The sequence below is a fragment of the bacterium genome (assembly GCA_035703895.1).
Classification (GTDB): Bacteria; Sysuimicrobiota; Sysuimicrobiia; order Sysuimicrobiales; family Segetimicrobiaceae; genus Segetimicrobium.
In genome coordinates this window covers 21,678-30,180 of record DASSXJ010000327.1, presented here as the reverse complement: position 1 = coordinate 30,180, position 8,503 = coordinate 21,678, and the positions used below count along the sequence as shown (strand labels likewise).

At 67.6% G+C, this 8,503-nt stretch carries 9 protein-coding genes; 8 read left to right on the top strand and 1 reads right to left on the bottom strand.

All coding sequences use genetic code 11. The features are described from left to right. The 3 genes from VFP86_21675 to VFP86_21665 all read left to right on the top strand — a co-directional run. Positions 1-1,002: alcohol dehydrogenase catalytic domain-containing protein (locus VFP86_21675; protein ID HET9002259.1), on the top strand; the 1,002-nt coding region annotated here is incomplete at its 5' end. Between the two features lie 24 nt (positions 1,003-1,026). Next, positions 1,027-2,067 carry an alcohol dehydrogenase catalytic domain-containing protein gene (locus VFP86_21670; protein ID HET9002258.1) on the top strand — a complete coding sequence of 347 codons (1,041 nt, stop codon included), beginning with the start codon at positions 1,027-1,029 and terminating at the stop codon, positions 2,065-2,067. 26 nt (positions 2,068-2,093) lie between these two features. Next, entirely contained in the window at positions 2,094-3,419 is a 1,326-nt protein-coding gene (locus VFP86_21665) for a dihydroorotase family protein (GenBank protein HET9002257.1), read from the top strand. Here VFP86_21665 and VFP86_21660 read toward each other — a convergent pair. After that, a complete protein-coding gene (locus tag VFP86_21660) occupies positions 3,416-5,170 on the bottom strand; it encodes a CocE/NonD family hydrolase (protein HET9002256.1) in 1,755 nt (584 codons plus the stop codon). The two genes, VFP86_21665 and VFP86_21660, sit on opposite strands and share 4 nt — an antisense overlap. 71 nt (positions 5,171-5,241) lie before the next feature. Between VFP86_21660 and VFP86_21655 the strand changes: the two genes are divergently transcribed. From VFP86_21655 to VFP86_21635, 5 genes are all read left to right on the top strand, one after another. Then, positions 5,242-5,484 carry a hypothetical protein gene (locus tag VFP86_21655; GenBank protein HET9002255.1) on the top strand — a complete coding sequence of 81 codons (243 nt, stop codon included), beginning with the start codon at positions 5,242-5,244 and terminating at the stop codon, positions 5,482-5,484. 30 nt (positions 5,485-5,514) lie between these two features. After that, entirely contained in the window at positions 5,515-5,787 is a 273-nt protein-coding gene (locus tag VFP86_21650; GenBank protein HET9002254.1) for a hypothetical protein, read from the top strand. 75 nt (positions 5,788-5,862) lie between these two features. After that, positions 5,863-6,273, top strand: coding sequence for a cupin domain-containing protein (locus VFP86_21645; GenBank protein HET9002253.1), 411 nt, complete (start codon positions 5,863-5,865; stop codon positions 6,271-6,273). 44 nt (positions 6,274-6,317) lie between these two features. Beyond that, positions 6,318-7,355, top strand: a complete 1,038-nt coding sequence (locus tag VFP86_21640; protein ID HET9002252.1) for an ABC transporter substrate-binding protein — start codon at positions 6,318-6,320, stop codon at positions 7,353-7,355. A gap of 40 nt (positions 7,356-7,395) precedes the next feature. Beyond that, positions 7,396-8,430, top strand: a complete 1,035-nt coding sequence (locus VFP86_21635) for an ABC transporter substrate-binding protein (protein ID HET9002251.1) — start codon at positions 7,396-7,398, stop codon at positions 8,428-8,430. Positions 8,431-8,503 lie beyond the last annotated feature (73 nt).

The following is an 8,503-nucleotide window of genomic DNA, read 5'->3' as shown; positions in this document are numbered from 1 at the left end:
GGCCCGCTCGCGCTCGTCGAAGTGCCCCGCCCAACACCGCAGGCGGGCGAGGTGCTGGTGGCGGTCCGCGCATGCGGCGTTGGGTTGACGGTGCTGAACGCCATGAACGGCCAGATGGCGCGTCCCGACGGGCTGCCGCGGATCCCGGGACACGAAATCACCGGGGTCGTTGCCGAGGTTGGACCCGGGGTCCATGCCGTCCGGCCGGGCGACCGCGTCATGGCGTTCTTCTACCTGACCTGCGGGCGGTGCGAGTTCTGCCGGGCCGGCAGGGACTCGCTCTGCCGGGACCACCGCGGTTACGTGGGCATCCACCGAGACGGCGGCTACGCCGAGTTCGTCACACTGCCCGAGGGGAACGTGCTCCCGCTGCCGGAGGGGGTGCCGTTTGTCGAGGGCACGGCAATTCCGGATGCGATCGCCACCCCGTACCATGTGTGCGCGACGCGGGCGGGGGTCCGGGTCGGCGATCGGGCCCTGATCGTCGGCGCCGGCGGCGGCGTCGGGATCCATATGCTCCAAATGGCGCGGCTCTTCGGCGCGTGTGTGGTTGCCGTGGACACAGATGACGCCAAGCTGGCCCGGTGCCGCGAGTTGGGAGCCGAGCACGCGGTCAACTTTCGCGCTCCCGATGCGGAGGCGCAGGCCCGCGTGGCCCTCGCAGGCGGGGCCACGGTGGCCGTCGACCTTGTGGGCAGCGAGCAGACGCTGACGTGGACGTTCGGGCTGCTCGGGCGCGGCGGCCGGATGATCACGCTCACGACATTTGCCGACGTCGGGTTCCAGGTGATCCCAAGGCGCATGGTGGTGGATGAACTCGCGGTGCTCGGCTCGCGGTACTGCAGCCGGGCCGAGGTGCTCACGGCCGCCCGGCTCGTGCAGGAGGGCAGGATCCGTCCGGTCGTCTCGCAGGCCGTTCCCCTGGAGAACGTCGAGACGCTGCACGCGATGCTGCGGGAAGGCCGTCTGTTTGGGCGGGGAGCGGTGATCTTCGCGGCGTGACCGGACCGCACCCGTGGGGGTGAGATGATGCGCGCCATGGTGGTCGCGCGGTATGGAGCGCCACTGCAGATGGCCGACCTGCCGAAGCCGTCCCCGGGGCCGGGGCAAGTGTTGGTGCGGATCATCGGGTGTGGAGTGTGCCGCTCCGATCTGAAGGTGGTCGCCGGGGCGATGCCGTTCTCCGCGTCCCTGCCGCTCCCCCACGTCCCGGGACATGAGATCTCGGGGGAGATTGCGGCTCTGGGATCCGGCGCCCGCGGCCGCGTCGGCGACCGGGTTGTGGTTTACCATTATTGGGCCTGCCGCACGTGCACGCACTGTCAGGCCGGCGAGGAAACCCTCTGCACCAATCTCCAGGGATGGGCCGGATTCGCCACCCCGGGTGGATTCCAAGAGTATCTCGCCGTGCCGGACGACTGCGTGCTCCCTCTGCCGGCGAACGTCCCGCCCGAACACGGCGGTCCGCTCACCTGCGCGCTCGGGACCGCGTACCACGCCGTGGTATCGCGCGGCGGGCTCCGCGCCGGCGAGACGGCCGTGGTGCTCGGCGCCGGCGGCGTGGGGCTCCAGGCGGTGCAGATCGCCAGGGCGGCGGGCGCGACCGTGTTCGCGGTCGACATTCAGCCGCACCGGCTTGAGGCCGCGCGTGCGGCCGGAGCAGAGGACGCGTTCCCGGCCGGCGAGGCCGCGACGGCTCGAGTGCACGCAGCGACCGCAGGGCGCGGCGCGGATGTCGTGATCGACACGGTCGGCCACGGTGGGTCGCTTGTGGCATCGGCCGCCCTGGTGCGGTCCGCCGGAAGGATCGTCGGCGTCGGGTACACCACCCAACCCGATGAATACCCGGCCGTGCCGACCGAACGCCTGGTGCTCGGACAGTTGACGGTGCTCGGCAGCAGGTATGCGACGCGCCTCGAACTTCGACAGGCGCTGAGCCTGGTCGCACGGGGCCTCGTCCACCCGGTGATCTCCGGCGAGGTTCCGTTGGACCAGGCGAACGAGGCGCTGGCGATGGTGAGGGAGGACCGAGCGACCGGGCGGATCGTCGTGCGCGTGGCCTCGTGACGGACCTCACGATACGAGGGGCGATCGTGGTCACCGCGCGGGGTCGATTCCCGGCGGATATCCACGTGCAGGATGGGAAGATCGTGGCGCTCGGGACCCACGACACCCCCGCCGCGCAGGTCGTGGACGCCGGCGGGTTATTGGCGATTCCCGGGGTCGTGGACAGCCACGTGCACTTCATGGATCCGGGGGAGCCCGACCGCGAGGATTTCATCACCGGGAGCGCGGCAGCGGCGGTCGGCGGGACGACCACCGTGATCGAACATACCCACGCGGCTCCCGTCCTCGACGTCGAGGGACTGCACCGGAAGGTCGCCCACCTCCAGCACCGCTCGCTTATCGATTTCGGTCTCGGGGCCCACGTCTGGCCGGACCGGCTCGACCGGCTGCATGAGTTGTGGGCGGCCGGTCCCGCCTACCTGAAAGTGTTCACCTGCGAAACGCACGGTGTCCCAGCGGTGCTGGCCGGCGACCTCCTGCAGTGCTTTCGCGCCGCCGCGCGGTTCGGCGGTCTCCTGTTGATCCACTGCGAGGATGACGCGATGACCCGCGAGCGCGAGCGGGTCCTTCGAGCGGCAGGCCGGATCGACTACGGGATCATCCCCGAGTGGCGGTCACGCGAGGCCGAGGAGGTTGCCGCGGCGGAGACCGCGCTGCTTGCGCGCATGACCGGAGCCCGCGTCGTCATCGCCCACACCAGCCATCCCGAGGCCGTCGACCTGGTTCGGCGGGAGCGCATGCGGGGCGCCAGTTTGTGGGTGGAGAGCTGCCCTCAGTATTTCTTTCTCCAGGAGTCAGAGGTGCTCGATCACGGTCCGTTTCGCAAGTTCACGCCCCCGGCCCGCCTGAAGAGCGGAGAGGAGGCGGCCGCGATGTGGCGGTTGCTGGCGGAGGGCGGCATCACGCACATCTCGACCGATCACGCGCCCTCCACCCGGGCGCAGAAGCAGGACGGTGACATCTGGCAGGTCCCCTTCGGGCTTCCGGGGGTGGAGACGACGCTCACGCTGATGCTGCACGCGGTTCATCACGGATGGGTGACGCTCGAGCGGGTGGTGGACGCGCTGTGCGAGCGTCCGGCGCGGTTGTACGGTTTCTATCCGCGGAAGGGCGGCCTGCTTCCCGGCGCGGACGCCGACATCGCGCTGGTGGATCCCGCGCGGTCTCGCGTGATCCGGGACGCCCAGGTGATCAGCAAGGCGGGGTGGAGTCCCTACGCGGGGATGGCCGTTGTGGGAGGGCCGGTAATGACGTTCTCTAGAGGGCGCCTCGTGGCGAAGGACGGCCGGCCGGTGGGTGAGCCGGGGTGGGGCCGGTGGCTCCCGGGTGCGGGGTCGCCCATCCCCGCCTAGCTCGGAATCACAGGCAAGAGTACATATGATGCAGAGGCGCCGCCGGTGTGGATGGTGTTTCGCCCGCCGAAGACGGCCCGCGGCCGGTCCTCGGGGTCATTGTGGAGGAACGGCCCGGACCCCCGCAGCGGATTCACGAACGATTTGATCTCCAGCCCGGCCCCCGGCCGTTCGAAATCCTTGCCCAAGACGGTCAGGGCGAGACGATGGCCCGCCGGCACCACGAGACTCGTCGGCCAGATCTCGACATCGAGCTCGTAGACCCGGCCCGGGGTGAGCGGCTCGATGCGATCGTGGCTGTGGTACGGGCGCCACTCGGTGGAGAGGGCCCGATCCAGCCACCGGTGGGAGGCGCGAAGCCAGCCCTGGCCGATTGGGGTGTGCGGGTCGAGCGCGCCCTGGAAATCGACCTCGCGGCCGCTGGGGTCGAAGACCCGCAGGACGGCGAAGACGTCGGCATCGGTCGTGCTCGACGCGACGAACAGCTTGCTGGCCACCGGACCGGTGATCTCGGTTTCATGCGCGAGGGGCGCCGTGGAGAACGTGACGCCATCCCCCAGCGCGTCATAGTCCACGGCCCCGGCCCGAGCGATCGGCTGCGGGGCGAGCGTCCCAGATCTCGCATCGAGATAGAACCGCGTCCAGCGCGTGCGGGGAATCGGCCACGCCTCTTCCGCGCGCGGGACGAACCGATCGACGTGCCGGATCTGTAAGTGCACGCGCGGCTGCCGCTCCCACCCGTTGTCGGCGCCCTTTAGATAGTGGTCGAAGAAACGCTTCTGGAGCCCCACGCCGTAATCAGTGTAAAATTCGGTCCAGTGCTCGAGGCCATGCACCTCCAGCCATTTCTCTCGTGACGCGGACCGCACGAACCCTTCGAAGTTCCCGCGCGGGTGCAGGCCCTGCCCGCCCCAGTTCGCGGCAGACAAGAGCGGCGTCGTGATGCGGGACCAGACGGGCGATCGCTCACGGTGATAATCGCCGTCGAGAGGATGCGACAAGATCGCGCGCCGCAGGTCGGCGCGGCTGGCCGCCAGGTCTTCGTCCGGCAGCGTCTCGGGTCCGGCCACCGGCTGCCCGGTGTGCGGGTTCCGCGGACCGCGGTCGCCCAGTCCGTGCTGCACCGTGATGACCTGCTTCTTCATCCAATTGTCCCAGAACACGCACACGATGCCGCCGTGCCGGACCATGTCCCGGTACCAGTCGGCGGCGCCCTCCCAGGGGCACATCGCGGTCAGATGTGGGGGCCCGAGCGAGGCGACATGCCACTGGTTGATCGCGTAGTAGGAGATTCCGAGGAGCCCGACCTTGCCGTTGCTCCACGCCTGCTCCCCGGCCCACTCGATGCACAGGAAGAAGTCGCGCGTCTCGCGCGGGGAAAACGGGTCGAGGAACCCCGGCGACCGGCCCGCGCCACGCGAGTCGACCCGCACGCAGGCGTACCCATCCGGTACCCACTTCTCAGGATCGACGACCTCCCAGTTTTGATACCGGCCGGTCGACCCCCGGAGCACCTCGGGATGGCCCTCGGAAAGACGCCGCCATTGGTCCGGATACCCCTGCTCGAACGGCAGCCCCTTGGCGTAGGGCCCATAGGAGAGGATCACCGGGTGAGGGCCCTGCGCAGCAGGACGGAAGACATCGGCCCGAAGCACAAGCCCATCGTTCATGCGGATACCGACGTCCCATTCGACGACCATGCCGTCGATCGTGTCGGTTCGCCACGGCTGAAGATCGGGCGTGTTGTCCATCGGTCGTGTAGAGGCGTCTTTTCCATTATTATACGTACAAGCGGTCCGAGCCTTTCGAGAAGGAGACGCCGGTGATACGGATACAGCCCGTGGACGAGCAGGCTATTGATGCGAAAGTCCGGCAGGCGTTTGACGATGCCGCCAAGCGCGGCGCCCCTAACCCGACCCTACTGCGGATCCTCGCGCGCCACCCGGTGGCGCTCAACGCCTTCTACTCAGGCTGGCAGGATACATTCTATCGGGGCGTAGTCGAGCATCCACTGAAGGAATTGATGCGGGTGAGGATGGCGCGCCTCCGCAACTGCGGGTACTGAAGCGGCGTCCGCTCCGCCGTGGCGGAGCAGATGGGCCTCCAGCAGGCCAAGATCGAGGCGACGTGGGATCCCGGCGACCCAATCTTCACGCCCCGGGAGCGGGCCGCCCTGGAGATGGCGACGCTGTTCAGCGAGGATTACCACGCGATCGGCGACGAGCACCTCGCGCGGTGGAAGCGCGAGTTCACCGATGAAGAGTTGATCGAGCTCGGCGCGTTCATGGCGTTCGCGGACGGGTTTGGCAAGCTGGTCGAGATGCTGGGGTTGGGTCAGGCGGATCAGACGTGCGACGTCGAGGTGTAGGCCGGCGGGCAGGATACGGCCCGCCGCGCAGACAACTCGTGCTACGCGGGCGTGACCCAAAAGGAGGTTCCGATCGTGTCGAGCTATGCCATCGTCGATTCCGAGAAGATCAACAAGGATGTGACGTACGAGCCGCCGCTCGTGATCGCGTTTGGGGTGGACAAGCACAGCGTGGGATCGAAGACGGTCACGATGGGCCGGACACGGATTCCTCCTCGAGGGCGCAATCAGGCCCACTACCATTCGTGCGAGGCCTCGTTTTTCATCCGGAGGGGCACGCTCAGACTGTACATGGGAGACGAGCGCAAGGAGTATACTGTCACCGAGAACCAATTTGTGTACATCCCGCCCGGGGTCATCCACGGGCTGCAGAATATGAGCGACACTGAAACAGCCGAATTGATCTTCACCTATGGGAACTGTCCGAGCAAGGACGACGCCGGGACCGTCTTCGTGGAGAAGTCCTGGGTGGCCGACCCCCGATAGCGAGCGGACCGCCTGAACGCAACGCCGGCAGCGGGGAGGGGACCATGCGCAGCGCGGGAGCGAACCGGATCATGGTCGCAGCGGGGGTGCTGTTCGTCATCTTGCTCGGCGTCGGTCCGATCGTGTCGGGCCAGGGACCGGCGCAGGTCACGATCGCCACGGTGAACAACATGAACCACGTCCCGCAGTTCGTGGCGGTCGAGAAAGGCATTTACGTCAAGCACGGCGTGGATGTCAAGCTCAGGGTCTTCAACGACGGCGCCTCGGCGACACGCGCGCTGCAGGCGGGCGAAGCGCAGATGGCCACGATCGGCAACAGCACCCTGTCGGCCGCGTGGAACCAAGGGGTCCGGCTCGTCGCGGTGGCCGTCGTCATGGGGGACGCAACACGCGTCTATTATGACGACCCGTTGGCGATCCTGACCCGGTCCGGGAGCGGCATTCGGCGACTGCACGTCGAGGACCTGGTGGGGAAGCGGGTCGGCATGATCGTCGGCGGGACCGGCGAGGAGTATTTCCGCGCGGTGCTCGCCAAAGAGAAGATCCCCGCCGACCGGATCAATTTCGCCAACGTGCCGGCCCCGGACCACGTCTCGGCCCTCCGGAACGGCGGTGTCGACGCCGAGGTAGTCTGGGAACCCTACGGGACGATGATTTTGCAGCAGGTCCCCGGCAGTTACGTCGTGCTCCGGGGGGGTGGGTACCTCGGGTGGGATCTCTACCTGATGGGGCCCGAAGAGTTCGTCAAGCGTAACCCTGCCGTCATGGACGCGCTCGTGCGCGGGTTTGTGGAAGCCGCCTGGTACGTCCGCCAGCACGCGGCCGAGTCCGCGAAAATCGCGACGCGGTGGATCGAAGGGCTCGATCCCACCGCGGCCAAGAAGGCGATCACCTACATGGACTTCGATCCGCGGTTCAGCGCGAACATCCTGCGAGCCCAGGCGGTGGTCGATAAGGTGATGATCGACCGGGGGCGGATCAAACAGGGGGCGGACCTGTCCAAGGCGATCGACACGAGCTACCTCGACAAAGTCATGCGGGACACCCCGCAGATGTTCGCCGACCTCAAGCCGGTGCACTGAGGGCTCGCGCCGAGGCGGGTTGGTGAAAGGGGGGTGCGCGATGCGGGAGGAGCGGTGGCCGAGGATCGGCGTTCTTGTCGGAGCGCTGGTGGCGCTGGTCGGGCTGGCGCCCGTCGCCTCCGGGCAGGCGCCGCGCCAGTTCACCCTGGCGACCGTCAATAACATGAATCACCTGCCGGAGTTCGTCGGCGTCGAGAAGGGGATCTTCGTCAAGCATGGGGTCGACCTGAAGCTCAAGGTCCTGAACTCCGGGGCAGAGGTGATGCGGGCGTTCCAAGGGGGCGACGCGCAGTTCCTCACGCTAAGCCCCACGACAATGGCGGCCGCCTACAACGCGGGGATCCGGCTCGTGGCGCTTGTCGTCGTCATGGGCGATCCGACGCGTGTCTACTACGACGATATGTTTGCGATCACAGCCCGAGAGGGCACCGGGATCCGGAGGGTGCACGTGGAGGATCTGACGGGGAAGCGGGTTGGGATGGTGCTCGCGGGCACCGGCGAGGCCTACCTCCGGGCCGTATTGAGCCGACAGAAGATCGCCGCCGACCGCATCACCTTCGTCAACGTCCCCGCGCCGAACCACGTCTCGGTGATGCGCGCCGCCGGCGTCGATGCCGAGGTGACGTGGGAGCCGTACGGGACGATGATTCTGCAGCAGATCCCCGGGACCTACGTCGTCCTCCGGGGCGGCGGCTACGTCGGGTATGACCTTTATGTGGGGTCATCCGACGACTTCATTAAGAAGAACGTGGAGGTCATGCAGCAACTGGTCGACGGGTTTGCGGAGTCTGAGTGGTACATTCGCCATCACCAGGTTGAAGCGGCGCAGATCGCGACGCGGTGGATCGAAGGACTCGATCCCACCGCGGCTCAGAAGGCCGTCACGTACATGAACTTCGATCCGCGGTTCAGCCGCAATACGCTTACGGCGGCCGACCTGGAGCAGCGTGCTCTGCTCGCCCTCGGGCGGATCAAGCAGCCGGTCGACTTTTCGCAGGGGCTGAACATGGCTCTGGTCGAGAAGGCGATGCACGAGATGCCCCAGTTCTTTGCGGATCTCAAACCGGTGCGCTAGAGGCTGCGGTGCAGGCGAAGATTCACACGGGCTGGACCCAACCCCGCCCGGAGCCACATCCCTCGGTTCAGCA